The 25,953-nt window shown below is 40.2% G+C and carries 27 protein-coding genes, 1 pseudogene and 1 other annotated feature; of the genes and pseudogenes, 25 read left to right on the top strand and 3 right to left on the bottom strand.

Translation table 11 applies throughout. The annotated features are described in order from the left end of the window. The first annotated feature begins 2 nt into the window (after positions 1 to 2). From PBAT_RS09875 to glpK, 9 genes are all read left to right on the top strand, one after another. Positions 3 to 536 carry a spore maturation protein gene (locus PBAT_RS09875; protein ID WP_068649009.1) on the top strand — a complete coding sequence of 178 codons (534 nt, stop codon included), beginning with the start codon at positions 3 to 5 and terminating at the stop codon, positions 534 to 536. A gap of 103 nt (positions 537 to 639) precedes the next feature. After that, positions 640 to 981 carry a hypothetical protein gene (locus PBAT_RS09870; RefSeq protein WP_068649007.1) on the top strand — a complete coding sequence of 114 codons (342 nt, stop codon included), beginning with the start codon at positions 640 to 642 and terminating at the stop codon, positions 979 to 981. Positions 982 to 1,001: 20 nt separating this feature from the next. Further along, entirely contained in the window at positions 1,002 to 1,742 is a 741-nt protein-coding gene (locus tag PBAT_RS09865; protein ID WP_068649005.1) for a pseudouridine synthase, read from the top strand. Between the two features lie 125 nt (positions 1,743 to 1,867). Beyond that, positions 1,868 to 2,395 (top strand): redoxin domain-containing protein, encoded by a 528-nt coding sequence (locus PBAT_RS09860; protein WP_068649003.1) that lies wholly within the window; start codon positions 1,868 to 1,870, stop codon positions 2,393 to 2,395. Next, the gene (resB, locus tag PBAT_RS09855) at positions 2,392 to 4,083 is read left to right on the top strand and encodes a cytochrome c biogenesis protein ResB (protein WP_068649001.1); all 1,692 of its coding nucleotides are present in this window, start codon (positions 2,392 to 2,394) and stop codon (positions 4,081 to 4,083) included. Before PBAT_RS09860 ends, resB begins: the two co-directional genes overlap by 4 nt. Further along, a complete protein-coding gene (gene ccsA / locus PBAT_RS09850; RefSeq protein WP_068648998.1) occupies positions 4,080 to 5,333 on the top strand; it encodes a cytochrome c biogenesis protein CcsA in 1,254 nt (417 codons plus the stop codon). Before resB ends, ccsA begins: the two co-directional genes overlap by 4 nt. Positions 5,334 to 5,511: 178 nt before the next feature. Beyond that, complete coding sequence (locus tag PBAT_RS09845; RefSeq protein WP_068598488.1) at positions 5,512 to 6,228, top strand: response regulator transcription factor; 717 nt, start codon at positions 5,512 to 5,514, stop codon at positions 6,226 to 6,228. Between the two features lies 1 nt (position 6,229). After that, a complete protein-coding gene (locus PBAT_RS09840) occupies positions 6,230 to 7,666 on the top strand; it encodes an ATP-binding protein (RefSeq protein ID WP_068648996.1) in 1,437 nt (478 codons plus the stop codon). Positions 7,667 to 7,818: 152 nt separating this feature from the next. Next, positions 7,819 to 9,327, top strand: coding sequence for a glycerol kinase GlpK (glpK, locus tag PBAT_RS09835; protein ID WP_068648994.1), 1,509 nt, complete (start codon positions 7,819 to 7,821; stop codon positions 9,325 to 9,327). Positions 9,328 to 9,406: 79 nt separating this feature from the next. Here glpK and serA read toward each other — a convergent pair whose 3' ends face one another. Both serA and PBAT_RS09825 read right to left on the bottom strand, forming a co-directional pair. Then, a complete protein-coding gene (gene serA / locus PBAT_RS09830; protein WP_068648992.1) occupies positions 9,407 to 10,999 on the bottom strand; it encodes a phosphoglycerate dehydrogenase in 1,593 nt (530 codons plus the stop codon). Positions 11,000 to 11,197: 198 nt separating this feature from the next. Next, positions 11,198 to 11,424: a binding site (T-box leader), on the bottom strand. A gap of 147 nt (positions 11,425 to 11,571) precedes the next feature. Beyond that, a complete protein-coding gene (locus PBAT_RS09825; protein ID WP_084402941.1) occupies positions 11,572 to 12,492 on the bottom strand; it encodes a hypothetical protein in 921 nt (306 codons plus the stop codon). A 54-nt stretch (positions 12,493 to 12,546) separates the two neighbouring features. Here PBAT_RS09825 and PBAT_RS09820 point away from each other — a divergent pair, with 54 nt between their 5' ends. From PBAT_RS09820 to PBAT_RS09810, 3 genes are read left to right on the top strand one after another with little or no spacing between them, the layout of a single operon-like run. Next, positions 12,547 to 13,146 (top strand): CPBP family intramembrane glutamic endopeptidase, encoded by a 600-nt coding sequence (locus tag PBAT_RS09820; protein ID WP_068648990.1) that lies wholly within the window; start codon positions 12,547 to 12,549, stop codon positions 13,144 to 13,146. Then, entirely contained in the window at positions 13,143 to 13,478 is a 336-nt protein-coding gene (locus PBAT_RS09815) for a hypothetical protein (RefSeq protein WP_068648988.1), read from the top strand. The genes PBAT_RS09820 and PBAT_RS09815 overlap by 4 nt, the downstream gene beginning before the upstream one ends. Then, positions 13,478 to 14,311 carry a metallophosphoesterase gene (locus PBAT_RS09810; RefSeq protein ID WP_068648986.1) on the top strand — a complete coding sequence of 278 codons (834 nt, stop codon included), beginning with the start codon at positions 13,478 to 13,480 and terminating at the stop codon, positions 14,309 to 14,311. The genes PBAT_RS09815 and PBAT_RS09810 overlap by 1 nt, the downstream gene beginning before the upstream one ends. Before the next feature lie 190 nt (positions 14,312 to 14,501). Here PBAT_RS09810 and PBAT_RS09805 read toward each other — a convergent pair whose 3' ends face one another. Continuing rightward, positions 14,502 to 15,389, bottom strand: a complete 888-nt coding sequence (locus PBAT_RS09805) for a polysaccharide deacetylase family protein (protein ID WP_149466364.1) — start codon at positions 15,387 to 15,389, stop codon at positions 14,502 to 14,504. Between the two features lie 92 nt (positions 15,390 to 15,481). On the opposite strand from PBAT_RS09805, the gene PBAT_RS09800 reads away from it, so the two are divergent. The 13 genes and pseudogenes from PBAT_RS09800 (at position 15,482) to PBAT_RS09745 (ending at position 25,921) form a co-directional block, all read left to right on the top strand. After that, a complete protein-coding gene (locus tag PBAT_RS09800) occupies positions 15,482 to 15,841 on the top strand; it encodes a hypothetical protein (RefSeq protein ID WP_149466363.1) in 360 nt (119 codons plus the stop codon). Positions 15,842 to 16,033: 192 nt separating this feature from the next. Further along, positions 16,034 to 16,648, top strand: a complete 615-nt coding sequence (locus PBAT_RS09795) for a genetic competence negative regulator (RefSeq protein ID WP_068648982.1) — start codon at positions 16,034 to 16,036, stop codon at positions 16,646 to 16,648. A gap of 38 nt (positions 16,649 to 16,686) precedes the next feature. Next, positions 16,687 to 17,382 (top strand): glutamic-type intramembrane protease PrsW, encoded by a 696-nt coding sequence (gene prsW / locus PBAT_RS09790; protein WP_068648980.1) that lies wholly within the window; start codon positions 16,687 to 16,689, stop codon positions 17,380 to 17,382. A 46-nt stretch (positions 17,383 to 17,428) separates the two neighbouring features. Then, positions 17,429 to 17,608: a hypothetical protein gene (locus PBAT_RS25245; protein ID WP_149466362.1), complete on the top strand. Its 180-nt coding sequence runs from the start codon at positions 17,429 to 17,431 to the stop codon at positions 17,606 to 17,608. A 135-nt stretch (positions 17,609 to 17,743) separates the two neighbouring features. Next, a complete protein-coding gene (gene ypeB / locus PBAT_RS09785; RefSeq protein WP_068648977.1) occupies positions 17,744 to 19,093 on the top strand; it encodes a germination protein YpeB in 1,350 nt (449 codons plus the stop codon). A 103-nt stretch (positions 19,094 to 19,196) separates the two neighbouring features. Then, positions 19,197 to 19,883 carry a flagellar brake protein gene (locus PBAT_RS09780; RefSeq protein WP_248912424.1) on the top strand — a complete coding sequence of 229 codons (687 nt, stop codon included), beginning with the start codon at positions 19,197 to 19,199 and terminating at the stop codon, positions 19,881 to 19,883. A 74-nt stretch (positions 19,884 to 19,957) separates the two neighbouring features. Then, positions 19,958 to 20,176, top strand: coding sequence for a hypothetical protein (locus tag PBAT_RS09775; protein WP_068648975.1), 219 nt, complete (start codon positions 19,958 to 19,960; stop codon positions 20,174 to 20,176). 110 nt (positions 20,177 to 20,286) lie between these two features. Beyond that, the gene (cmk, locus tag PBAT_RS09770) at positions 20,287 to 20,994 is read left to right on the top strand and encodes a (d)CMP kinase (protein ID WP_068648973.1); all 708 of its coding nucleotides are present in this window, start codon (positions 20,287 to 20,289) and stop codon (positions 20,992 to 20,994) included. Continuing rightward, positions 20,991 to 21,581 carry a lysophospholipid acyltransferase family protein gene (locus PBAT_RS09765; RefSeq protein ID WP_068590162.1) on the top strand — a complete coding sequence of 197 codons (591 nt, stop codon included), beginning with the start codon at positions 20,991 to 20,993 and terminating at the stop codon, positions 21,579 to 21,581. The genes cmk and PBAT_RS09765 overlap by 4 nt, the downstream gene beginning before the upstream one ends. Positions 21,582 to 21,742: 161 nt before the next feature. Next, a pseudogene (rpsA, locus tag PBAT_RS09760) lies at positions 21,743 to 22,720 on the top strand (30S ribosomal protein S1); the annotation flags it as partial. 207 nt (positions 22,721 to 22,927) lie between these two features. Next, positions 22,928 to 24,250: a ribosome biogenesis GTPase Der gene (der, locus tag PBAT_RS09755; protein ID WP_068648971.1), complete on the top strand. Its 1,323-nt coding sequence runs from the start codon at positions 22,928 to 22,930 to the stop codon at positions 24,248 to 24,250. Between the two features lie 11 nt (positions 24,251 to 24,261). After that, positions 24,262 to 24,888, top strand: a complete 627-nt coding sequence (gene plsY, locus PBAT_RS09750; RefSeq protein ID WP_068648969.1) for a glycerol-3-phosphate 1-O-acyltransferase PlsY — start codon at positions 24,262 to 24,264, stop codon at positions 24,886 to 24,888. After that, on the top strand, positions 24,881 to 25,921 hold the full coding sequence (locus tag PBAT_RS09745; RefSeq protein WP_068648967.1) for an NAD(P)H-dependent glycerol-3-phosphate dehydrogenase: 1,041 nt from the start codon (positions 24,881 to 24,883) through the stop codon (positions 25,919 to 25,921). The genes plsY and PBAT_RS09745 overlap by 8 nt, the downstream gene beginning before the upstream one ends. The last annotated feature ends 32 nt before the right edge of the window (positions 25,922 to 25,953 follow it).

Genomic DNA, 25,953 nt, shown 5'->3' with positions numbered 1-25,953 from the left:
TTGTGTATGCACTCATTAATCTGATCTCTATTTGGGCGATACCGATTATTATCGTCTTTATCCCCTTGTTTGCTTTCACTAAAAAAGTACCCGTCTATGAATCTTTTATTGATGGAGCCAAAGACGGATTCTCGACTGCGATTCAAATCATTCCACATCTTGTGGGCATGATGGTAGCAATAAGTATATTTCGTGCATCGGGTGCGCTTGATTTCTTTGTCGGTTGGACAGGTTCCTTCCTTACTTCTTTAGGTGTTCCGAGCGAAATCCTTCCTTTAGGACTTCTTCGTCCATTAACCGGAACAGGGTCACTTGCTTTCGCAACGGATTTAATTCGAGAATACGGACCTGATTCTATGATCGGGCGAATGGCATCTACAATACAGGGAAGTACAGACACGACGTTATATGTCCTTACTGTATATATGGGAGCTGTGGGTATTCGTAATGGACGATATGCGCTAAAGGTTGGATTATTTTCTGATGCGGTCGGTTTTGTTGCGGCGATAGCAGTATGTCTGATTTTCTTTGGATAACTTGAATAATAAAAATACATAGCTCCTATGTGATTGCCTATACCAATAGGATGTATCCTTCATATTCTATACAAGCCAACCGGCTCTAGAATGAGGTGACTATATGCCATATGAAGGTTTTATGATTCATCACTCTGCCTGTTCCTCGATTTACAAGAAAGAGTACGATTTCTGGATAAGTTCTGACTCTTCAATCATCGTTGCCCCAGTTCTATCCGATCATGAATATATTCATATCTGTCTTGAAGGTCATTTCAATCAACAATATGAACTGATGTCGGCAAGAGCGAAACAACAACTTTTTACAGCCAGTAAACTGATTATGGAGCTCTCCAAACTTTATGAAATCTCCCCTCTATATCTTCATCCCCATTCCCAGGTTTGCCCAGGTTCACATTTTCCGTGGAATGAACTTGTGATTTATCCTGCTGATGGGTATCATTAGCATGAGGTGAATTATCGAAAATGGAAAGATTACAGAAAATATTGGCACAAGCTGGGATTGCTTCTCGACGTAAATGCGAGGATTTAATCGTAGCAGGTAAGGTGGAAGTTAACGGGGAGGTCGTAACTACACTAGGAACAAAAGCGGACCCCGACCAAGATATCATTACGGTAAGTGGTCGACCTATTCGTAATGAGAAGAAGGTTTATCTTGTTATGAACAAACCTAAAGGGGTTATTACGAGTGCATCTGACCCTGAAGGCCGTAAGATTGTTTCCGATTATTTAAGAGACATTAAAGAACGAGTGTATCCCGTGGGAAGACTTGATTATGACACGGAGGGTTTACTTCTTCTAACCAATGATGGAGAGTTCGCGAATCTTCTTACGCATCCCAAACACCATGTGCCAAAAACATATATGGCGACAGTGAAAGGGGTGCCTCACGGTACCGAACTGGACAAGTTGAAGCAAGGAATCATGCTCGACGATGGAATGACAGCTCCAGCTGATGTTGAATACAAGGATATCGATACTGCAAAGAATGAAGCAACGATCTCCATTACGATTCATGAAGGGCGTAACCGCCAAGTGCGAAGAATGTTTGAAGCGATTTCGCATCCCGTAATTAAATTGAAGAGAATCTCTTTTGGTGAACTTTTGCTACAGAACCTTAAGCGAGGATTATTCCGCCATTTAACGAAAAATGAAGTTGAAGATCTAATTAAATTGGCTAAATCCCCTAAATTACCAAGAAAATAAATTGTAAGTCACATAAATTTCAAAATCTTCTGCTATATTTATGACAAAAGTCGTTATAATTGTTCATAGGATGTTCACACTGCGTGAATTTATTATGACTATTGTCATAGAGGGAGGCTTTGAAATTGGGAAAATCCAGAAAAAAAGTCCAGATCGTTATTTTGCTTATGATTGTCTTTCTAGGAGGGTATGCCATTATCTCTAACGTTTATGGATCGGGTGGCAAACCTGAAGTTGGAGATAAGGTACCCTCCTTTAATCTTTTAGGATTGGACGGTAACGTTCATAACCTTGATGAATACAAAGGCAAGGCAATGGTTATCAATTTCTGGGGGACATGGTGTAAGCCTTGTGTCAAAGAGATGCCTGCACTTCAAGCACAATCGGAGAAGTGGAAGGACAAGGATGTGGTTGTTATAGGTATTAATGCAGGTGAAGATATTATGTCAGTTGATAATTTCGCGAAACAGGCGAATATTAGCTTTCAAATCCTGTTAGATCCGAACAAAGAGGCCATCCAAAGCTATGGGGTCTCACCATTACCGACAACATTTTTTGTTTCAGCAAATGGAAAAATAAACAAAATTCATTTAGGGGAACTTGATTTAAGTGCCTTAGATTATGAAATTGAACAGTTGGTGAGTAATCAATGATTCCAGAAATATTATCTTTTCAGAATACAAAGTGTGAATGTGGACATCAGAACCCAGTAGGAACGGTGCTATGTGAAGCTTGTGGTAAGCCTATAAGTAAGGAAGATCAAGAGTCTGACAAATTATTAGAGATGAGATATGACGGGATGGCCCGTCGCTCACAACGTAGTGCTCCTAACATTATTGATCGCGTTTGGAATTTTTTTAGCTCAGTAAAGATTGCTGTATATATGATTATATTCACGTTAGTTGGCTCAATGCTAGGAACGATATTTCCCCAAGAGAGTACGTTCTTGAACATTGATGCTGCGACATATTATCCTGAAACATATGGGACAGCGGGTAGCATTTATTATAAGTTAGGGTTGTCACACACGTATGAGTCATGGTGGTTTGTGCTACTTCTTGTGATGATTGGAGCATCGCTTGTGATTTGTAGTCTGGATCGTGTATTGCCCCTATATAAGGCACTCTCGAAACGAAAGATTCGCAAACATTTGCAGTTCCTGACACGTCAGAAAGTCGTATATCAGACAAGAGTAAATGACGATGAGGGAATTTGGATTAACAACATAGTACCAGCACTCAAAAAAAAGGGTTACCGAGTACATACAGATGGAAGTGCACTACTTGCCGAGAAATATCGATTCAGTCGTTGGGGGCCTTATATCCTTCATATTGGATTGATCATTTTCTTGCTGGCCGTACTTGCACGGGGACTTCCTGGTTTAAATATGGACCAGCATTTGGCTTTTCCTGAAGGGGAAATTAAGCCGATTCCCAATACATCTTACTTTTTGAAGAATGAGAAATTTACAGTAGAGTACTATACGGAAGATGACCTCCCGGAGGAGTTTAAGGGGAAAGGGAAGATACTTCCAAAGCTATTTCGAACCCAAGCTACACTTTATGAATGTACGGCAGATTGTAAGGATCCTTCTAAGGAACCTAAGTTAGTTGAAGTGGATAGTCATCCTATTGAGGTCAATGATCCTTTAAATTATAAGGGGCTTAAGGCATATCAGTTTGATTATGACACAAACCCGATTTTGAGATCGGTTACACCAGCTTTAATTGAGAAAAAGACAGGAAAGAATATTGGCGAGTTCAAGTTAGATATTCGAAACCCTGAACGTTCATATCAAGTGGGAGAGTACACGCTTAATCTAGTAGAAAAGTATATGGATTTTGGTATGAATGATCTAGGAGAGCCTGTTTCTATATCACCTAACCCAAATGCACCATCATTTCTGTTTTTGATCAAGGGGCCTAATTTACCGGTTCAGGGCGTACAGTACTTTTATTTCCCTAAACAAATTGATAAACAACGATTTCAACAAGACATCATTAATGAGAAGTTAGCGGGCACAAATAATTTGTTCGAATTAGATGTCCAAGGAATGAATAATGTTGACTTTTCTATGTCTACTTCTTATTTGAACATTCGGGTGGATAAAGTTATGCCATTTGTATGGTTGGGTTCAGCTATCGGTATGCTGGGTCTTGTCTTTGGATTCTACTGGCAACATCGTCGGATATGGATCCGTATTGATGAGGGAGCATTGACGCTAGCGGCTCATACGAATAAGAACTGGTTCGGTATCCGGAAAGAAATAACAGTCATATTACAAAAAGTGAATATAGAAGTGGACGAAAAGTCGCTAGATAACGGAGGAAACCAAGTATGACTTTATTAGATTTCAGTAGTATGTTTTTCACGATTGCGTTCTTGGTCTACGGTGTTGCATTCATTTTATATGGCGTAGCCGTCATGGGACGCGTTTGGAGAAATCGTGATCCCGATCAACACATGAAGAAATGGGGCAAGGTCTCATTCTTGGTATCCACGCTAGGACTAGTAGCACATTTGATTTATTTCTTCACCCGGTGGTCTGGTGCAGGACATATTCCGGTTAGTAATATGTTTGAGTTTATGAGTACGTTGTCCATGATGATTATGATTGCATTCACAGTTATATTTATCATCTACAGAAAGACGCTTTTGGGACTATTTGCTGTTCCGATAGCTATTATTATAATGGCTTATGCTGCTGTTTTCCCACAAGAGGCTCAACCACTAATTCCTTCACTACAATCGTGGTGGTTGCAAGTTCATGTAACAATGGCAGCATTAGGTGAATCATTCTTTGCGATTGGTTTTGCTGGTGGATTTATGTATCTACTACGTACAGTAGATTTCAATAGCAAGAACAAAAGTGATCGACGACAACAACGGGGTGTGGAGTTCACGCTTCTTTCTATCGTAGTTGTTATTGGCTTCATTGCATCAGTCTATGCATTCCGTGTAGGTGGATATGAATCTGTGTTCACACAAGAACAGGCTGTAAATGCTCAAGGGGACAAGACGATTGCACGGGTCGAATATAATCTACCACCAATCGTCGCGCCTTACCAAAGTGAGGTAGAGAGCTTCCAGTCCTTCTTAGGTATCGATAAACCTTTATTTGAGGCTCCATCTTGGATGGTTGGTATTAATGCAGGTAGGAAGTTAAATACGATTATTTGGTCGGTATTAGCAGGACTCATTCTTTATGCACTTATTCGTCTTATCCTTCGTAAACCGCTTGGTAGAGCCATACATCCTTTGTTAAAAGGACTTGATGCAGATGATCTTGACGAAATTACGTATCGAACGATCGCGATAGGTTTCCCCATATTCACTTTAGGAGCACTTATATTTGCAATGATGTGGGCTCAAATTGCATGGGGACGTTTCTGGGGCTGGGATCCGAAAGAGGTATGGGCACTTATCACTTGGTTATTCTATAGTGTATATTTACATTTGAGATTGTCTCGAGGGTGGCAAGGCAAGAAATCTGCTTGGCTTGCAGTTCTTGGATTTATGATTGTTATGTTTACACTCGTTGGTGTGAATTTAGTTATAGCGGGTCTACACTCTTATGCGGGCACAAATTAAGTTGAAGTTACAAATTATGTCTAATTCGACAATCCGTTTCACATTTGATGTTGAATGTTGAAACGGATTTTCGTTATAATTGGATTTTAGAAGAACTATTTTAAGTAATACATAGTCTATCTATCCGAGAATCGGGCTTTCACGGGTCCTACGTAGGATAATTAAGGGGTTGTTGAGGATGTCAGAGGAATTGAATCGGATTTTGATCGTGGATGATGAAGAAAGAATTAGACGTTTACTTAAAATGTACTTGGAAAAAGAAGGATATGTGATAGATGAAGCTGAAGATGGAGAAATTGCTCTTCAGAAAGCCACATCTAATGATTATGGCTTAGTCATATTGGATCTTATGCTTCCAGGTATGGATGGCGTAGAAGTCTGCACACGTCTAAGACAAGTGAAATCGACTCCAATCCTAATGCTTACGGCAAAAGGAGAAGAAATTAATCGAGTACAAGGTTTTGAAGTGGGAGCAGATGATTATGTGGTGAAACCATTTAGTCCACGAGAAGTCATTTATCGCGTTAAAGCGATTTTAAGGCGTTCTTCCACGACTTCGTATTTATCCAAGGAAGGGAACTCAAGTAACGATATTGTATTTCCTCATTTGGTTATCGAACATGATGCACATCGTGTTACGGCGAGTGGTGAAGAAGTCAGTCTTACACCTAAAGAATATGAGTTGTTGCATTATTTGGCCATTTCTCCTGACAAAGTGTTCTCAAGAGAAGAACTTTTAAAAGATGTATGGAATTATGAGTTTTTCGGAGATTTACGTACCGTAGATACTCATGTTAAACGTTTAAGAGAGAAATTAAATAAAGTATCTCCAGAGTCAGCGACGATGATTACGACAGTATGGGGTGTAGGTTATAAGTTAGAGGTCTCGAAATAACGTGAATTTCTGGAAAACACTTGTCGGTAAAATATGGCTAACGATCATTTGTCTAGTCGCTGTTGTTCTAATTACACTGGGGTTGTTCTTGTTACCCTATATCGATACGAATTTTGCGAACTCTGGTGATATCAAACGCTTATTTACGTACACATCCATTATCGGGTTCTCGATGACAACTTTTTTCGGATTATTTCTCCTCTCAAGAATTACGCAACCCATGCAGAAATTAATTCATGCTGCGGATGCTATTCGTAAAGGTGAGTATGGCACGCGTTTATCTGTCGTTACAAGTGATGAGATTGGCGCATTAGCGACAACATTTAATCATATGGCTGCAGAGCTTGAAGATAACATTCGTAATCTGAATCAAGAGAAAGAGCATCTAGCAAGTGTTCTTCGAAGTATGAGTGATGCTGTCATTACTTTTGATAATTCTGGTAAAGTTATCTTAACGAATCCACCAGGCCATCGTGTTCTTGAAATGTGGCGAACGATCGATTGGGATTATGAGTCTACAGATGATCAAGGAGCACAGTCGTTAGAAGTACCAGAACCTTTACATGAGTTATTTAATATGACAATCAACGGCAATGGAGATTCTAGTACCTCAGTACATGTGAAGCAGGATGTATGGTCCGTCATTATGACACCACTGTATTCGGATAATGATATCCGTGGAGCTGTGGCTGTGATGCGTGATGTGACTGAGGAAGTTCGTTTAGAGAAGATGCGTACTGATTTTGTAGCGAATGTGTCGCATGAAATTAGAACGCCACTTTCAATGATGCAAGGTTATAGCGAAGCGTTGTTAGATGGTATGGCTACTTCTCCTGAGGAAAGCCGAGAATTGATTCAAGTAATCCATGATGAGTCCCTTCGTATGGGCAGACTTGTGAAAGACTTGCTCGTTCTAGCTCGTATGGAAGCGGGTCATCCTGATATGGATATGGGCTTTGTAGATATTCATGAGTTGCTTGAGAGAGTCTATCGAAAATTCTCAGTTCGTTCTAAGGATTGCGGTCTACATCTTCATTATGAGGCGCGTTCTGATCGCTTGGTCATTCAAACCGGAGATGAGGATAAGTTAGAGCAAGTGATGACTAATTTACTTGATAACGCCTTCCGGTACACACAAACAGGAAAAAATGTCTATATTATAGCGGAGCATATTCAGGGTGAGCAACAAGCTTCCTTCGTACTAATACAGGTTAAGGATGAAGGTGTTGGCATACCGAAGGAAGACGTTCCATTTATTTTTGAACGATTCTACAAGGCTGATAAGGCTCGCGTTCGTGGGGAATCAGCAGGTACTGGACTTGGACTAGCTATCGTCACGAGTATTGTTGAAGCACATCATGGAAGTGTAAAAGTTGCAAGTGAGTTGGGTCAAGGTACCATTTTTACGATAAAACTTCCTGTCGAATACCGTAAATAATGAAATAAGGTTAAAAAACACCTCTTTTGGAGGTGTTTTTTGTAGAAGAAGAAAGATAAATCTTGTTCATCGTGGAACAAATAGAGTTAGAAATCATTCATTCGGATACTCCTGAGGATGTTCCACAAGAAATTAAGGAGGCTTGAAATTTGATGAGCAACCAATATATATTAGCACTTGATCAAGGGACTACGAGTTCAAGGGCTATTGTATTTGATAATCAGGCTAGACCGGTAGCACAGGCTCAGAGAACGATTAGACAAAGTTATCCACAACCTGGTTGGGTGGAACATGATGGTGTAGAAATATGGGAATCACAACTGGCTGCAGTCAACGAAGCGTTACGTAGTGGTCAAATTAAACCTGAGCAAATAGGTTCAATAGGTATTACCAATCAAAGAGAGACCGTTCTCATCTGGGATCGTACAAGCGGTGAGCCTATCCATCCGGCAATCGTATGGCAGGACCGGCGTACGGCTTCACATTGCGAGGCTTTGAAAGAACGAGGACTTGCGAAGTTAATCACGGACAAGACAGGATTATTGATAGATGCTTACTTCTCAGCAACCAAAATATCATGGATTCTAGACCATGTGGAGGGTGCAAGGGAGAAGGCAAGTAGGGGCGAGTTGCTCGCAGGTACGATGGATACATGGTTGATATGGAAGCTTACAAAGGGGCAAGTGCACGCAACGGATGTAACTAATGCATCTAGAACGATGTTATTCAATTTAGATACCCGAGATTGGGATGAAGAGTTATTAAGTGAATTACAAATTCCTCGATGTATTCTTCCTGCGATATGTATGTCGGGTCATTTCTATGGGATGACTGACCCTCAATGGTTAAATGGTGTTTCCGTTCCTATACATGCGGTACTTGGTGATCAACAAGCTGCCCTTTTTGGTCACACTTGTCTTGAGGCTGGAAGTGCTAAGAATACCTATGGTACAGGTTGTTTCATTCTGATGAATACTGGTAGTGAACGGGTTACCTCCTCACATGGGCTACTCACCACGGTAGCATGGGGTATGGGAGATGAAATGTATTATGCCTTGGAAGGTAGTGTTTTTGTTGCTGGGGCTGCCATACAATGGCTTGAGGAAGGTCTAGGGTGGATTGATGAACCTGCTCAATCAGAGTGGATGGCTACTCAAGTGCCTACAAGTGATGGTGTTGTCGTTGTTCCAGCTTTTACTGGGTTAGGGGCACCATATTGGGATATGTATGCTCGTGGAGCTATATTTGGGCTTACGCGAGGCACGAATTCTAATCATATTGTTCGGGCAACACTAGAGTCATTAGCTTATCAATCAAGGGATGTTATAAATGCGATGGAGAAAGATGCTGGGATGCCTTTGCAAGAGCTTCGTGTGGACGGTGGGGCTGTCTCAAATGATCTGCTAATGCAATTCCAAGCAGATATTCTTGGGACAGTGGTGACACGCACAGAGAATGGAGAGACAACAGCTCTTGGAGCTGCATTGTTGGCAGGTTTAGTAAGTGAGGTATGGAGTAAAGAACAGCTAAAGCAATTTAATTCTGCACAAAGAATGTTTCAGCCCTTGATGGATGAAGCGAAAAAAGAGGAATTATATCACGTGTGGCAGGACGCGGTGAGGCGAACAATGGGTTGGGAACAACATCATTTCGAATCATAAGGTGGAGAACGTATGATATGTATTAAAAACCGTCGATCAAAGGATCGACGGTTTTTTTGTGATTTCGCAAAAGTTACTACTAGTTAAGTATGATTTCTTGAGCTGTATTAATTTCTTGAAGAGCAACAAGTTGAATTAATACATCTTTAGGTACAGCTTTATCAACCGTTAATATCATAAGAGCAGAACCACCAACGAGTGTACGACCAACCTGCATAGAAGCAATATTGACATCATTCTTACCAAGTAGAGTACCTACGAGTCCAATGATACCAGGTTTGTCGTTGTGTGAGATCAAGATTTGGTGTCCCTCAGGAGCAATATCAACTGGGAATTTATCGAGTAATACGATACGTTCTCCATAACCCTGAAGTAGTGTACCTGCTACTAGACGATCTTGATCACTTTGTGTTTTGAGGGTAACAGATATAAGGTTAGTGAAACCTTTTGTTTTTGGTGCTTTAGATACGACAATGTTTATATCGCGTGATTTAGCAAGGTGTGAACAGTTAACAATATTCACTTCGTTACCTAAATGATAGGAAAGAACACCTTTCAGGATATAACGTGTAAGAGGTAGTGTGTCTACATCAGACAGATCGCCTGCATAGTCGATATGAATTTCACTTACAGCTTTTGTAGTGATTTGTGCTGCGAAGCTTCCTAGTTTCTCACCAAGAGAGAAATAAGGTTGAAGTTTCTTCATTACCGTTGGTGCAACAGGTGGAATGTTTACAGCATTCTTGAATGGCTCGTTACGTAGAATGTGCAATACTTCCTCAGATACATCAATGGCAACATTTTCTTGAGCTTCGATCGTAGATGCTCCCAAGTGAGGTGTAACAATAATTAGAGGATGACTTAAGAAAGGGTGATCACTTTCTGGTGGTTCATGCTCAAATACGTCAAAGGCTGCACCTGCAACAATACCTTGATCAATGGCTTCTACTAATGCCAATTCATCAATAACTCCACCACGAGCACAGTTGATGATACGCATGCCCTTTTTCATTACTTCGAATTGAGGGCGTGAAATCATATGACGAGTTTCAGGAGTTAAAGGTGTATGGACAGTCATGAAATCTGCGTTCTGAATAATATCATTCACTGAAGCCAATGTGACTTCCATTTTCTCAGCACGTTCTTGAGTCAAGAATGGATCATAAGCAAGAATATTCATTCCAAAAGCTTTCGCACGCTTAGCAACTTCACTACCGATACGACCCATACCGAGTACGCCCAATGTTTTGTTGTTAAGTTCTACGCCAAGGAAGGTCTTGCGATCCCACGTACCACCAATTGTCTTAGCATAGGCCTGTGGAATATGACGAGCCAATGCCATCAACATGGCGAAGGTGTGCTCACAAGTTGTGATTGTGTTTCCATCAGGAGCATTTATGACTACGACTCCGCGTTTTGTCGCAGCCTCCAAATCAATATTATCAACACCAACACCTGCACGTCCTACAGCTTTCAAATTCGTTCCTGCAGTTAAAATACGTTCAGTTACACGAGTCTGGCTACGAACGAGTAATGCATCGTACTCACCGATGATTGCTACTAATTCATCTTCACTAAGCCCCGTTTGTTTCACAACCACTACATCTTCTGCGTCCATTAATTTTTGAATTCCTAAATCACTAATTGGATCCGATACCAACACTTTAAACATGGTTTCTTTCCTCCTTAATAATCTATAACTTTTATATTTAGGCACGAATCTATAGTTAGATACATGTCCGAAAAACCGATTTTCTCTCAATTAACGCGTTGTCGTAACAAAGGCGATGAATGTAACAAAGTGGCCACTTTTTAGGTATGATAGTGAAAGAGTAACAAAAAAACTCTCAATCCTCATACTACTTGCGTAGTAAGGGACGAAAGTTTCGTGGTACCACCCTAATTCACTGCATCATATCAGCAGCCTCAAATGATCATCGTAATGACCATATCTTATAACGGAGATTACCCGATTGCACCTACTTAACTTCAATGCAATTTCTCAGGAACGCTAAGACAAATTCTCGCCATCGGTTTGCACCAACCACCGACTCTCTGAAGGCTATTGATCTGTCCTTTTTCCATCATCGACTTATTCGCACTTAATTTTTCCATAATGTATCATGGTCGCGTAAGAGATGTCAATAGCATTATGAAGTAATTTAGGTTAGGAAAGTGAGGATAACTTGAATTCCCTCTTATAATTCGCTATGATTCTTTATACTGTATAGCACCTGAGAACCCTCAATGTACTTCATAAAAGAAGGGTAACTGAGGAAGAAGTTCGTTGGTGTAATATGTATTCTTCCACTTTTTGAAGTCATTTTCTTTTACAGCATCGGTATTGTTTAATAGATTAATAACGGCTTCTACCGAATGCAGATTCATAGACTGGGTCTTGCCTGAGTTGATCATATTGTCAATTCTTGCTGTCATATCTTGAGGATCATAAGCACCATAGATTGATTTTTTTGTCAAAATAGTCGATACGGCAGCGTTTTTAACAATTAAAGAATATTTTTTCCATGAAGTGAAGGAAAGATCTTTTGAGAAATCATATTTTAAGGTTAGAGATGGGTCCACTTTAGCATTCCATTTTAGCATTGAATTGTAATACTTCTTTTGAGCTGAAAGGCCATAATTTATCCCTTTCGTGTATAAATCATTTTGTTGGAATTCTCTCATTAATTTCTCGCCGCTATTAGAATTCGAGGACGAAGCAATGTTCTCCGTGGATTCACGAAACAGACGAATGCTCTTCAGGAGTTCTGTCTGGGATTCCTGTAGCATTGGAGATGAGGAATACATGGTGGTCTTCGTGATTGCTTTATATTTCTCATCCGCAAGATTTCGAAGTTGTCTGAGTATCTTTTTGACTTGAGCGGAATCTTCGGTTTGACTTATTATTTCTGTTTTAGCAACCCATTCTGATTTGAATTCTCGATAAGGTAAAAATACAGTATGATAGAATGTAACCAAGTCTTGTTGTTGGTATGAATCGTTGAATTCAGGTTCAGCGGGTGCAATCTTTAAGTAGCTATACTTGGACTCTACTTTGTCGGCACCAACCTTAACACCCATAAAGAAAGCTGCAGCGCTTAAGATGAGAACGGATATTAGCGTTAGGCTGAAATACAATTCAATTCGAGAAGTGCCTTTTTTCATAATAATATCTCCTTCAAATGTCAAATAAAACTAATTAAGAACAGGCAGGACACAATGAAAAAAATAAAATTTAAAGTCCCGAAAATAAGGATTAAACAAGTGTCAGCAAATCAATTAACGACTCGGCTCCTTCTTATCAATCTATATTTTACTCAAGGCCTTACTTTACTTATCGGCATATGTTGGATCTTTTTACAGAAGAGAAATCCAATTGAACTATTTTCATTTCAGCAAAATGTCAATTTTGTGGCATGGGGTCTTGGGTTAGCTGGTGTCATGCTTATGATAGACTTCCTTGTATCCAGAATTATGCCAGAAGATGCGATGGATGACGGTGGAATAAACAAAATGTTATTCAGTGATCGCCCTGTATGGCACATCGTATTGATAGCAGCTATGGTAGCCATTTGTGAAGAATTATTATTTCGTGGGGCAATCCAGTATGCTATAGGTCCGTATTGGACCAGTATTATATTTGCACTAATTCATATTCGCTATTTGAAACATTGGATTCCTACAGGCTGGGTTTTTCTGAGTAGTTATGGACTAGGGTTCATCTACATCCAGACCGGATCATTGTGGGCCCCAATTATTTGTCATTTCGTTATAGATTTGATTTCTGGATTAGTGATTCGATTTCGGAGGGAAACATGAGCAGTGGATTAAGTAGAGTAGAATCGAGCAAGAAGCGTAGGCTTAAGGAGAAGAAGCCTTTAATACGTACTGGATTAAGAAGAGATAGAACAACCGCAGAACATAAAGAGCTTTCTAGCAAGAACGAACCCTTAAGAAGATCAAGTAAATCGGACAATGAAGGTGATAATGCGAGCGAGCATGTGCCTTCCCGAACGGATACCTATTCAAGCCATACTGTTAAATTAAGCAAAATATTTCTAAATACATTAATCTTTCTCTTCTTAATTCTAACAGTTGGATTAGTATGGTGGGGGCTAATCGGTGCACCACCGTTAAAGGAGATTTGGTGATGAGTGCATTGATCTGGGCTTCTGCTGGTGTAGCTTTAGTGGGATTATCTCTAATTTACAGGATGATCAATGAGGCATTTCGTAATAAAGTGATTCCGATTGAAATTGAAATGGATAGACTTCCAACTTCTTTTGATGGAAGTCGTATTCTCTTAATCACTGATATTCATCGGAGGAAGTTACCAAATACGTTATTAATGTCACTAAAAGGGCAAGTGGATTGGGTGTTTCTTGCCGGAGATATCATGGAGAAGAATGTTCCGATGAGTCGTGTAAAGAATAATATGCAGCTTCTTAGATGTGTGGCTCCTGTGTATGCAGTACATGGGAACCATGATTATAAAGCTAAGACGTCTTCATTGGATAAGATGCTTGAACAATGTGATATAGAATTGTTAATGAACAGTAATGTTCGATTGGACAAAAATGGAGATCATGTGTGGTTGACAGGAATGGATTATCCTCCGTTTCGCAAACGCTCGTATCCAGCGTTACCCAAGTTACCTATCACTGAAATGGAGACATGCCGCATCGTACTTGTTCATGATCCGGCATGGATTAATCGATTTTCCGTTAAACCAGCTGACCTTACCTTTGCTGGACATACGCATGGAGGTCAGATCAATCTTCCGTTCTTTGGACTTATTTCATTAGACAAGGAATATCATCATATCGCATGTGGGTTGTTCCAATGGAAACAACCAAATGCTGTCGTGAAAACGGCTACATTGTTAGTGAGCCGAGGATTTGGATATCGTCATCTTCCGCTGAGATTACGTTGCCCTGCAGAAATGCATCTTATTACATTAAGATCAAGTAAGGTGGATGGATGATAATACAACCATACTTTAAAAAAAGGAATTACCCTACAGGGGTTCATAAACTGAGCCTTGGTAAGGTAATTCCTTTTTTTATAATACAATCAGAGGGCAACAGCAAGCGGAAGGACAATCCGTCATCGTAGCGGCATCGCACACGATTTTTGAAGAATACGGGTTAGGGATTTAGGGAATGGAGCCATTCCTACCTCATCTCCAACTCAATGCTTCGAGGATCTACGAATGAATATCCTCTTCCTTCAAGTTCCACTAACAATGCCTCTAATGCTTCAACTGTCCAAGGCAATTCATGCATAAGAATATTGCTTCCCGAATGGAGTTGATCGGTAATGTTCTTAATGAGGGCAGTCGTTTTATTAGCATCGGATGCTTTCATTTCCCAATCCAATGATCCATTTGACCAAGTCATATATAACAGTCCATTATCCTTGGCAACCTTTTTTCCTACATCTCCACCTCCACCATGAGGCGGACGAAAGAATACAGGTGTTGTCCCAGTAATATCTTTAACAGCTTTTTGAACATCTTCAATTTGTTTTTTTACTTCTGTTTCTGACTCGTTTTTCAATACAATATGATCCCAGCTATGATTACCAATGATTTGTTCGCGATCATGTATGAGCTTAAGGAGATCCGGGTTTTCTTTAACTCTGTAACCATTCACGAAGAAAATCGCTTTTGCATGATGCTTGTCCAATGTATCAATCATGCTATTGATCATAGAAGCTTCTTTTGGTCCATCATCGAATGTGAGTAGAACGACCTTTTTAGGAGTTTCTTCATCATTTGGAATGATGTCGTAATTTTTGTTCATATGATATTTCATTTCGATTGGAGCTGCTTCATCCGTCTCAGCCTTTGGTGTTGTTGGATCTGTCTCTGCTGGAATGGGTTCTGTTGATGGTATGTTGTTTGGTTTGCTGACTTCGGTATTAGGTGCCTTACCTTCTTCTTTAGACTGTTGAATTTGATTAGGTGTCACATTTGAATTAGAGCTCCCTGATGTCGAATTTCCGCATGAACTAAGCAAAAAAGAACAAATCAGGAATAGTACTGTTGCTTGTTTGGACATTATTCCATCTCACTTTCCTGTAATTAACCGTATGAGTACTTAAATTAATGCAAATACTAGCGATGATTCTATCACATAAGGAGGCTACACATGTGAATATTTCGTCACTTTTAACCGGGATTGTTATTGGTGCAGCAGCTACCAATATGATGTCCAAAAACAACCAAAATGGTTCTGTGAATCAAATCGCAGACCTAGCCAAAGGCAAAATGATGGATTTTGCAACATCAGGAATGAACTTTGTTGGGGATAGCTTTGGTGAAAGTCCCACGAGTGGCTCCACTCACAATTCGACACATGAATCACCTGCTACATCCGGAACTCAGACACAGACCTATTCGAAGGAATCCAGTATGAAGATGGTGAAGGATTTTATTAAACAAAATCCAGATGTCAAATATGAAGTGGATATGATTCTAAAAGAAACAAATACGGTCATACCTGGTTTGTAAACTTAAATGCCTACCTTAGAATCATTTATCAGGCGAGTTTGTCTGATTGAATGATTCTTTTTTTGACTTTATTAATTCGTGCATTTATGAATAGAAAATGATACGATACTTACATAAGAACCATTTTTAGCACATTTAAAATGAGACATCATAACTTGTAATATCTCATTGCTTGCAAAGGAGGATCCTGTCATGAAAATAGAACGTTTAAGTCCAGATAAGATACGGATTTTCCTTACGTTTGATGATTTAAGCGAGCGTGGCATCCAAAAGGAAGACATGTGGCAAGAAATACCGAAGGTGCATGACCTGTTCACTGACATGATGGATCAAGCCTATAATGAAGTTGGTTTCGATGCAACAGGACCTTTGGCTGTCGAAGTGTTTGCCTTACCTGCTCAAGGTATGGTCGTCATCGTAACTAGAGGAAAGTACGATCAACATCAATACGCCAGTATGGGCGAAGATGAAATTCCAGAGGAAGTTTATGAAATGGAAGTCACGCTTGAACAAAGTGATTCTATTGTATATGCCTTTAATGATTTTGAGGTGCTAATAGAAGCGGCTCACGTACTTCGAGGAAATATTACAGAGGCTGGAAAGCTGTATAACTATAAAGATAAATGGGTTTTGTATTTGGATCCAGAAGATTTAGACGAATTGAAGCATCCCTCATTGATTGCTGTTTTAGCAGAATTCGGAGAATCGATTTCAACAACTGAAGCGGTGCTTGAAGAATATGGGAAAGTCATTATCCCATTCGATGCGGTTCAAGTTATTTGTCATCATTTCACTCGACAGAAATAACAGCAGATCATTTGTGTTTGGAGACGGAGGAGTAAACGGTGCTACTATTTTCAGTAATTGCGTCTGCAGTGGCGCCGGGAATTGCTTTATTGACGTTTTTTTATCTAAAGGACAAATATGATGCAGAACCCATTCATATGGTGATACGCATATTCCTACTTGGACTGCTAATTGTCATCCCAGTGATGATTATTCAGAGAGGGCTAACGTTGTGGCTTGGTCATGGGCCCTTTGTACAGTCATTTTTCATCTCTGCGGGTGTTGAGGAATTATTGAAGTGGATTGTCTTGTATTACATTATTTATAACCACGTGGAATTTGATGAACCATATGATGGAATCGTATATGCTGTTACGGTTTCGCTGGGTTTTGCAACCGTAGAGAATGTCATGTACGCCTGGTACAGCCACGCTTCAATTGGGACCATGTTTATACGCGCGTTACTTCCTGTTTCGGGTCATGCCTTATTTGGGGTCATTATGGGCTATTATTTTGGCCGTGCTCGCTTTTCAAATGGGGTGCGCACCAAGCGGTTTCTTGTGTATTCACTTTTGATTCCATTACTATTTCACGGGACGTATGATCTAATCTTGTCAACCGTAACTGATTATTGGTTATGGCTTATGATCCCTCTAATGGTAATATTGTGGTACGGAGGAATGGGGAAAGTAACTCGTGCTAATAGTCGTTCTCCTTTTCGTTTCCTGAAGAGGGAAGAAGAGGTTAATACTTAAATTTGTTGGACACACTTGATCTAATGAAATGACGTTTACGAGCTACATGTCATTCAAAGATGGGGGTGTCTTTTTTTTGCGTGTGAAAGTTAAAATTATATGTCAAGAATGCGGCGAATTTTTTATATTGAGTGGTAAAAAGGAACAGGGGAAGATTGAAACGGGCTTTAAACAGTGTCTTTGTGATAACCAACAGCACTTTGAAATTGAAGAGCATTTTTTTTGATACAACAGACCGAGAACCTTGTTTGAACTTAGATTGACAAAACATTCTAAAAGAAAGAGTGACCAACATGCATAAGACGTCTTCCTTCTTGTCACACTAACGGCAAGGATTACAAGAAAGGAGACTTGGAGACATATGTATAAAAGGTTAAGTGGTGTATTATTTCCAGTCATGACGTTATTGTTGATTGGGGCTATGGTGTGGGGGTATCAAGAGAATCAGGAGAAGAATGCAATCCTCATCAAAGCGGAGAATCAATATCAACGAGCGTTTCATGATTTGTCTTTTCATATGGATAAACTACATGGCGAAATCGGAAATACGCTAGCAGTAAACTCTACTTCCGCATCCATGCATCGCAAAGGTCTAGTCAACGTGTGGCGCATGACCAGTGAAGCACAGAATGAAATCAACCAACTACCCCTCACGATGCTTCCTTTTAACAAAACAGAAGAATTTTTATCAAAAATATCTAAGCTAGCTTACCAGACTTCGATACGCGATCTAGATAAAGAACCACTGAGCGATAAGGAATTTAAGACGTTACAGGTTTTGTATAAAGATTCAGGTCAAATTGCTAAGGATTTACAAGGTGTGCAGAACAAAGTTATTGATAGCCGCCTACGTTGGATGGATGTAGAAACTGCGTTAGCAAGTCAATCAACGGGTGAGAATAGTATTATTGATGGATTTAGGACAGTTGATAAAACCGTGGGAGAATATCCAGATATGGATTGGGGTCCTTCTGTAGCATCGATGAAGGACAAACGTGCAGTAAAGAAATTAGATGGTGTACCAGTAACCAAAGAAGATATTCATCGTAAAGCTATTAAATTTGCTGATCTAGGGTCAAACCCAGAAGTCCAACTTACCGAGAATGGGAAAGGGACAGAGTGGGCATCCTTTACAGCTAAAGTGAAGAAAAATAAGGATTCTGCAGCTATCGCTATGGATTTCACACAAAAAGGAGGGATATTAATCTCCTACACGGACGAACGGACCATCGGGGACAAAAAAGTGGATATGGAACTTTCCCGAGGGAAAGTCGATAAATTTCTTGAACAAAAAGGATATAGTAATATGACTCCGGTCATGGCTGATGAGTATGGGAACATGGGGAACTTCACTTATGTTCGTAAACAAGATGATGTTCTTATTTACCCAGAAAAGATGACCATCCGTGTAGGACTTGATAATGGAGAGGTTACTGGGTTTCAAGCAAGTGATTTCGTATATGAACACCATGCTCAAAGACCGATCCCTAAAGCAAAACTTAGTCTAGATGAAGCTAGGAAAAAGTTAAACATAGACTTCAAAGAGGACTATAGTCGTAAGTCGCTTATCGAAGATGAGCTTTCGAACGAAGTATTGTGCTATGAGTTTGGTGGTAAGGTGAATGGAGCCAACTATCGAATTTACATTAGTGCTGAAGATGGATCGGAAAAAGCAGTGGAAGAGATCAAGACGCCTATCAAGTCAAAATAAGGGCTGTTCATACAACGCATTAAAGTGGCATTCGAGATGATCAAACACTCGGGTGTCATTTTTTTGTTTCACAAAGCGATAGGCATGATATAATTACTAGCAGATGATACTATTACGAACGATGGCGGTGAGCAGCTTGTATCCAAAAGTAAATGAACTCCTATTTATTAATATTGATTCTGCTAACGAGATGGAAGCGAGTATCGAATATAAGTCCAGAATCTCAGATATTGAAGAACAGTCTATTTTGATGGAGATTCCAATGCAAGAATCCGTACGTCGATTGAAGAGATTGAATGTAGGCGATGAGTTATCTGTATATTATTTAAATGAGAACGGCGTTAAGCATTATTTCAATACATATGTTTTAGGGTTTAAGGAAGATGTTATTCGTATGGTTAGAATTCGTAAGCCGGAACCAGAGACGATCTCGAGAATTCAGAGGCGAACTTTCTTACGGGTGAATGCAGAAGTAGAGATTGCTGTGAAATTGAAAGATACGACACGATTTATTTCCACGACAGTAGATATTAGTGGGGGTGGACTGTCATTTTACTCTGTATCTAAATATAATCTTACAGAAGGCGACACGTTATCATGTTGGGTTCTAGTCCATTATAAAAATGGTTCAGTGGAACATGTTCCACTGAACGCTGAAATTGTACGTATTAAGGATCAGGAACATCATCGGAGTATCGTTATGCTTAAATTCATGAGTATATCTGATGTGGAGCGTCAGAAATTGATTCGATATTGCTTTGAGCGACAATTTGATTTTCGAGACCGATAATTTCATAATGATGAATGTATGTAATTTCCTCTGATTAGGTACACTAACGGAAAAAATTCCGGGAGATTATGAGAATGAAAGAGAATCAAGAACAGTTAGATCATTACATTGCACTTTTTGAAGAGTTGTTTCGAGCGAGTACAAAAGTGGTCAAGCTTGTATTTTGGACATTACTATGTACGTTGATTTGTTTTCAGATCTGCATGCAGATTCCACAATTACGAGTGTACTTGTCATTTGTTTATAGAATGGACGGCATACCTATGGTTGAACGTAATGTAAAGGATTGGTAAGGGAAAAATGACGGTTCCTTTTGCATGAATATCTTATATGTGGTATAATTCTTACGTCGCAGGCAATGCCTGCTTTTTTCTTGAGTTGATGTTATGGGAGGAATACCCCATTGGTTAGGCAACAGACAGAATTGATTGACAGAATTAACATTGCAATTGATGGTCCTGCTGGGGCAGGAAAGAGTACAGTTGCACGCTTAGTAGCAAATGAATTGTCGTACATCTATGTCGACACGGGTGCTATGTATCGAGCCGTCACATGGTTTATGACGAAACTTGGCATAGATCCTGAGTGTCAAGATGAGGTGCTTCGACACACACTTAACATGGTGCTTGAATTAAGACCAGGCTCTGAAGGACAGAAGGTCTTTGTTGATGGTGAAGATGTTACGTCGTACATCCGTTCTACGCAAGTGAACAGTATGGTGTCCCGATATGCGCAAATCGAGGGGCTGCGTACTCATTTAGTACATTTACAGCGGCAAATGGCTTTGCGTAAAGGCGTCGTGATGGATGGGCGAGATATCGGAACTACGGTGCTTCCTGATGCCGAAGTTAAGGTTTTCTTAACTGCTAGCGTTAAGGAACGAGCTCTTCGTCGATTTAGCGAACTGAGTGATGCTGATGATATGACACTGGAACAACTTGAGAAGGATATTGCGAAGCGAGACGCTCTGGATGAACAAAGGGAGATTTCTCCTCTTCGTTGTGCAGAGGACGCTACTGTTCTCGATACTACCAATATGAATATTCAACAAGTAGTAACCACGATTGTTTCATTTTGCAAAAGTCAGAGGGATGGAGAGAAAATTCGATGATTTATGTTTTTTGCAGAGGACTATTACGTCTCATATTTGCAGTTCTTTATCGTTTGGAGACGGTAGGTAAGAATCATATCCCTACTGAAGGTGGCGTATTACTCTGTGCGAATCACATTAGTGTGATGGACCCTATTACCGTAGGCATTAAGTTAAAGCGTCAAGTGAAATATATGGCTAAAGCGGAATTGTTTGATATTCCCGTGTTTGGCTGGCTACTTCGACAACTAGGTGCTTTTCCTGTTAAACGTGGTGGGGTTAGTAAAGAGTCGATTCGTTTGTCTATAAACATCTTGCGTGATGGGCAACTTATGGGGATTTTTCCAGAGGGAACTCGTAATTCTACAACAGGTGTTGCCAAAAAGGGAGCTGCAAGTTTCGCACTTCGCTCTAAAGCAACGGTTATTCCAGCTGCTATTATTGGTGAATATAAGCTTTTTCGTAAAATGAAAGTTATATATGGCGCTCCTGTAGATTTGACTGAGTTTATGGAAGAAGGTACAGGCGACCAACTTGAAGCGGTCACAGAACGAATTATGTCTCGTATTTATGAAATGCAAAAGACAGGTAAGCCATCATTGAATTAGTATCTATGCATGAAGGAGATTCCTTTATGGAAAGATACTACAGCATAATGTGTTTTGAACACTGCTTTAGCAGGTTTAAATAAATGGGGTTTTGAATTGAGGAGGGTATTGTTATGTCGGAAGAAATTAAGAATGAAGAAGTGGTAGAAGAATTAAACCAAGAGGAATTGGAACAAGCCATATTGAAAAGTGGTGCTGAAGAAATCGAGAAAGCATGGGATATCTTGGTGAAGAATTTTGAGAGCCAAGAAATCATTGAAGTTATCGTTTCTGATGTCGTTAAGGGTGGTCTAGTAGCAGATGTGGGCGTACGTGGATTTATCCCTGCTTCTATGGTTGAACGCCACTTCGTTGAAGATTTCAGCGAATACAAAGGTCGTACATTGCGCGTGAAAGTGAAAGAACTTGATCGTGAGAACAATAAAGTGATCTTGTCAGCTAAAGATGTACTTGAAGGTGAGTTTGAAGCGAAGAAACTTGAAATCATGGCTAACCTTAAAGAAGGCCAAGTGATTGAAGGTACAGTTCAACGCCTTACTCAATTCGGAGCATTTGTTGATATCGGTGGTGTAGATGGTCTTGTACACGTATCTGAAATCGCATGGAGCCGTGTTGAGAAACCTTCTGATGTCGTTTCTGAAGGCGAGCAAGTTAAAGTGAAAGTGCTTAAAGTTGATTCCGAAAAAGGTAAAATCAGCCTAAGCATTAAAGCTGCACAACCAGGACCTTGGGAAGCAGCAGCAAGTCAGTTCAATACAGGTGACGTTGTAACTGGTGAAGTTAAACGTCTCGTAGCATTCGGAGCATTCGTTGAGCTTGTTCCTGGCGTGGAAGGTTTGGTTCATATTTCCCAAATTTCACACAACCATATTGCTACACCACAAGAAGTATTACAAGAAGGCCAACAGGTTCAAGTTAAGATTCTTGAAATGAACCCAGTTGAAAAACGTGTTAGCCTAAGTATTAAAGAAACAGAAGAAGCTCCGGCTCAAGAACAAAGATCTGATAAACCAAGAGCGCCTAGAAATTCAAGAGAGCCTAAAGTGGAATTCAACAACCCTAACGTATCACTTTCTAATGAGGGTCTAAGCTTTACACTTGGCGATCTATTCGGCGATAAGCTCGATAAATTTAAATGATCGAGATCTGATGCTCCATGAAATCGGCGAACCCTCCCGTGGGGTTCGCCGATATTTTTTTATAAATGCACATAATAATAGGTAGCGGGACACAATACTCTACCTATGACATATAAATTAACAAATATAAGAGATTGTGAAACGTTAGCAAAAAGAGTTGTTTTTTGCTATGATGATATTCGTAAGATTTGACAGGAGGAATGCTTTATGGCAAGACCCGTAGTTGCGATCGTGGGTAGACCTAATGTAGGTAAATCAACGATATTTAACCGGTTAATTGGTGATCGTATGGCTATTGTAGAAGACAAGCCAGGGATTACACGTGATCGGATATATGGAATATCTGATTGGAATGGTAAAAGTTTCAGTGTTATTGACACTGGAGGTATTGAATTAGACGGTGACGATCTTATGATGAAATCGATCCGTATGCAAGCTGAACTTGCAATAGAAGAAGCAGATGTTATCGTGTTTATGTGTGATGCGAAGTCGGGGATTACATTAGCGGATGAAGAAGTTGCTCAAATGTTGTTCCGTTCTGGTAAACCAATCGTACTAGCTATCAATAAAGTAGATAACCTCAAAAAAGTTGAAGATACTTATGAGTTCTATAGTCTTGGATTCGGGGATCCTATTGGTATCTCAGGAAGTCATGGAACAGGTATTGGTGATTTACTTGATGCTGTTGTTAACAACTTACCTGAACTTGTAGAAGAAGAATATGATGATGATATCATTAAAGTAGCCTTAATTGGACGACCAAATGTTGGAAAATCATCGTTAGTTAACGCTATTTTGGGTGAAGAGCGAGTTATCGTGAGTGATGTTCCAGGAACGACTCGTGATGCGATCGATACACCATTTGAGCGTGACGGACAACGTTACGTTATTATCGATACAGCAGGTATGCGTAAACGTGGGAAAGTATATGAGAATACTGAAAAATATAGCGTGATGAGAGCCATGAAAGCCATCGAAAGAGCAGATGTGGTCCTTATGGTTCTGAATATTGAAGAAGGTATTATCGAGCAAGACAAGCATATTGCTGGTTACGCATATGAAGCAGGAAAGGCTTCAGTCTTTGTTGTGAATAAATGGGATGTTGTCGAAAAAGATGATAAGACCATGAAGAATTTCGAAACGAAGATTAGAGATCACTTCTTGTTTATGACATATGCTCCTATCGTCTTCCTTTCGGCCAAAACAAAACAGCGGCTACAGAAACTACTGCCTGTTGTTCAGCATGCAGCTCAACAACATGCCCTACGTGTACCAACACATGTGTTGAATGATGTCGTATCGGATGCAGTTGCTTCTAATGCTCCTCCGACGGATAAGGGACGTAGACTACGGATCAATTATGCAACACAAGTAGCAACGAAACCACCAACGTTCGTTGTATTTGCGAATGATCCAGATTTGATGCATTTCTCTTACGAACGTTATTTAGAGAATAAGATTCGAGGCGCATTTAATTTTGAAGGAACGCCGATCAGAATATTCACCCGGCGTAAGTCTGATGAAGGTTAGGTGATGACGGTTTGTTAATGCAAATAATTTCACTCATCATGAGTTACTTAATAGGTTCCATTAGTTTTAGTGTACTTTTGGCTAAGATGCTGAAGGGAATTGATATTCGTCAACATGGTAGTGGAAATGCAGGGGCAACCAATACATTACGTATATTGGGAAAAGGACCGGCTATTGTCGTACTTTGTTTAGATGTACTTAAAGGGATCATTGCAGTATGGCTTGGTAAATGGCTTGGAGGAGACGCAGCGTGGATTCCAGCGGTTTGTGGGATTGCTGCTATCATCGGTCATAACTGGCCTCTTTATTTTCATTTCCGTGGAGGTAAGGGTGTTGCAACGACGATAGGCGTTTTGGTTACTTTAAGTTTCTTCCCTGCTCTAATCGCTGGCGTGATTGCAATAGTGTCCATTGTGATTACTAGATATGTTTCGTTAGGATCATTGATTTTCGTAGCAATAACCCCTTTTGTAATGTTACTGTTGGGTGGCTATCCTTCACCTACTTTTTGGAGTAGCCTTATCATTGCTGCATTTGTTATCTTTCGGCATAGAACGAATATTGTGAAAATCGTTCAACACCGCGAAAACAAAATCGGTTCAGGGGGATCCAGCAAAGGAGGAAAACGTGTTGTCTAACAAAGTTTCCGTACTAGTTGCAGGAAGTTGGGGTACGGCACTGGCCAGTGTGCTCGCTGCTAATAACCTAGATGTTTCTTTATGGAGCCGTAACGTGCAACAGGTTAATGAAATCAACGAGTTGCATACGAATAGTCGATATCTACCAGGTGTTACACTAGCATCTAATATTACAGCTACTTCTAACATGAAAGATGCTGTAGAAAATTCAGATGCAGTTGTCATCGTTGCTCCTTCTTCTGCTATGAGAGAAGTCTCACGTGAACTCAAGCAATATTGGAAGAAAAATATGTTATGTATTCATGCTACTAAAGGATTTGAGACAGAGACGCTACATCGAATGTCTTCGGTCATCTCTGAGGAACTTGGTTGTGCTGAAGGAGATATCGTTGTATTATCTGGTCCAAGTCATGCAGAAGAAGTTATTCGTCGTTGTCCTACTACGGTTGTAGTAGCCTCGCTCAATAAAGTACAAGCTGAAGCTGCTCAAGAATTATTCATGAATTCCTATTTTCGAGTGTATACGAATAGGGACATGATTGGTGTTGAGTTAGCAGGTGCCCTAAAGAATATTATTGCGCTTGGCGCTGGTATGTCGGATGGGTTAGGATTTGGTGATAATGCAAAAGCTGCTCTATTAACGAGAGGTCTTGCTGAAATCTCGCGTATAGGTGTAGAACTAGGAGCCAATCCTCTTACGTTCTCTGGTCTAGCGGGTATAGGCGACCTTGTGGTGACGGCTACAAGCCAGCATAGTCGGAATTGGCGGGCAGGGTCATTAATAGGTGAAGGGAATAAGCTGAATGAGGTTCTAGAGTCTATGGGTATGGTTGTAGAGGGGATTAGAACCACTCAAGCTGCACACAAGCTCTCGATTAAGCATGGCGTCCAGATGCCTATTACAGATCAGATTTATCAAGTACTGTTCAAAGAACGAGATGCTCGTATTGCGGTTGAAACTCTTATGGGACGCGATCCAAAGACCGAAATGGAGAATATGCGTTTGGATACTTGGGAACAGTGGCACACATAAGTTATTCCATTCACCTTTTACGGCCTATCCTC

It is taken from the genome of Paenibacillus antarcticus, assembly GCF_001637225.1.
GTDB lineage: Bacteria > Bacillota > Bacilli > Paenibacillales > Paenibacillaceae > Paenibacillus_AQ > Paenibacillus_AQ antarcticus.
This window is presented reverse-complemented; position numbering and strand designations above follow the sequence as displayed.